The 2,385-nt window shown below is 68.9% G+C and carries 2 protein-coding genes; both read right to left on the reverse strand.

The window, feature by feature from the left end:
* Window positions 1–319: 319 nt before the first annotated feature.
* Window positions 320–1,436, reverse strand: a protein-coding gene (prfB, locus tag VFS34_17795; protein ID HET9796299.1) for a peptide chain release factor 2 whose coding sequence is annotated in 2 segments (ribosomal slippage) — window positions 320–1,360 and window positions 1,362–1,436 — 1,116 coding nt in all. Because the reading frame shifts where the segments join, the coding sequence is not laid out codon by codon here.
* On the reverse strand, window positions 1,433–2,385 hold a 953-nt coding region (gene lnt, locus VFS34_17800; GenBank protein HET9796300.1), incomplete at its 5' end, for an apolipoprotein N-acyltransferase. The genes prfB and lnt, both read right to left, overlap by 4 nt.

Below are 2,385 nucleotides of genomic sequence, written 5' to 3' on the forward strand. Positions count from 1 at the left end.
CCTCGGAATCGGCCGGCGGGCTTAACGTACGTTTCAGTACGCCGCGCCCGCCGGCCGATTCCGCCGGGCCCGTCTTCCAGCACGTCTGGCCGAGCCTCGAGGTCGTCTCAATCGAGGGTCGCCCAACGGAGCCGCTTTCGCAATGATCGGATGTCGCCGCGAGCCGTGCTCGGGGCCAAACGAGAGCGATGAAGCGCGGCGAGGCGCGAACCCGACGGGATGCGGGTCGCCCGCGACGTCCCGAGGCATACCGAGACGTATGTCGCAGGGCGGCGCGGGCGGCACGCGCCCGTCTGGCTCGACGCATCGCCCGCGCCGGCTAAGCGAGCGAACGCCGTTCGCTCGCGCTTTCCTTCAGATACGCGTCGATGAACGGAGTGAGGTCTCCGTCCAGCACCCGGTCCGTGTCGCCCATCTCGAAGTCCGTGCGGTGGTCCTTGACCATCCGGTAAGGATGCAGGACGTACGAGCGGATCTGGCTCCCCCACTCGATCTTCTTCTTGGCGCCCGCCCGCTTCTCCTCTTCCGCCTGCCGCTCCTCGATCGCCTTCTGGTAGAGCTTCGCGCGAAGGACCTTCATCGCGACGTCGCGATTCCTCCCCTGGCTGCGCTCGTTCTGACAGGTGACGACGATGTTCGTCGGGATGTGGGTGATCCGCACCGCCGAGTCGGTCACGTTCACGTGCTGGCCGCCCGCTCCGGAGGACCGGTAGGTGTCGACGCGGATGTCCTTGTCGGGAATGACGATCTCGATGTCGTCCTCGATCTCGGGCGTGACGAAGACGGAGGCGAACGAGGTATGCCGCCGTTTGTTGGCGTCGAACGGAGAAATCCGCACGAGACGATGGACGCCCATCTCCCCCTTCAGATAGCCGTAGGCGTAATCGCCGACGACGTGCACCGTCGCGCTCTTGAGCCCCGCCTCTTCTCCGTCGACGCGCTCGATCAGCTCGGCCTTCCAGCGCCGCCGCTCGAAGAACCGGAGGTACATCCGGAGGAGCATTTCCGCCCAGTCCTGCGATTCCGTCCCGCCGGCGCCCGAATGGATCGAGAACCACGCGTTGTTCGCGTCTTCGGGATCGGTCATCTTCAGCGACAGCTCGAGGTCGTCGGCCCAGGCGGAAGCCCCGGCGAGCGCGGCCGATGCCTCCCCGTCGACGTCCTCTCCCGCCCGGAGGAATTCCTCGAACACCCGGAGCTCGTCGGCGCGGCGCGCCGCCTCCGCATCGGTCGAGACGGTCTTCTCGTGGGTCTTGATCCTGCGGAGCGTCCCCTGCGCCTTCTCGGGTTCGCTCCAGAAGTCGGCGGCCGCCGACTTCTCCCTCAGCTCGTCGAGCGCGCTCCGCGCGGCCGTGCAATCAAAGATACCCCCGGAGCGACGTGATCCGCTCCGCGGCGCTCTCGAGCCCCGCGATCAGGTCGTCCCGCTTCGTCATGGCCGGCGTCTCCGGATTCCGCGCACGACCGCGGACAATACCATGCCGGCCGCGAGGAGATCGGCGCTCCACGGGAACACGCGCCCGCCCCCGAGCGTCCACACGGTCCGGACGTTCGCCGGAACGACCGAGGCGGCGGCCACCCCCGCCGTGTCCGGCGGGATTCGTGCGAGGAGCCTCCCCCGGGCGTCGACGATTCCCGAGATGCCGGTGATCGCCGCGCGCGCGAACGGGCGGCCGTTCTCGATCGCGCGAAGGACCATCGCCGCGAAGTGCTGCTCCTGGGCGCCCGCCTTCCCGTACCACGCGTCGTTGGAGATCGTCACGAGAAGATTCGCTCCGTGCCGGGTCTCGACGCGGGGAAGAGACGGATACGTCATCTCGTAGCAGATCGCCGGTCCGAGCGCGAGCCGCCCCGAAGCGAGCACGACGGGGGCGCGCGCGGCCGAGAACGCGCCGACGGCCTGCGAGACCGATTTCATGAAGAAGAAGAGGCGCGGCAGCGGAACGTATTCGCCGAACGGGACGAGGTGCACCTTCCGGTACGTCGCGGGCGCCAGTCCCGAGGGCGTGACGAGCCGCGCGGCGTTGAAGTAGACGTCGTCGCTCTCCTCGTCGACGTCGTTGAAGAGGATCGACGCCCCGCTCTCGCGCGCGATCGTCGAGAGGTCGTTCCGGAGGGAAGCGCTCCGCTGCCACGTGACGCCGTAGAAGGAAGACTCCGGCACGAGGATCAGGTCGGGCCGCCGGGCCGCCGCCGCCCGGATCGCGTCGATCACGATCGCGTACTGGCGGGCCGCGCTCTCGACGGTCTCGCGGGCCGATTGCGGAAGATTCGGCTGGATGCAGGCGATCGAAACGGGAGCCTCCGAACCGGGCGCCGGCTTCCCGAGGGCGCGGCTCCCGAACGCGCCGAGAGCGGCGATCCCGAGCAGGAGCGCGGCGGCCG

It is taken from the genome of Thermoanaerobaculia bacterium (assembly GCA_035717485.1).
Taxonomy (GTDB): domain Bacteria; phylum Acidobacteriota; class Thermoanaerobaculia; order UBA5066; family DATFVB01; genus DATFVB01.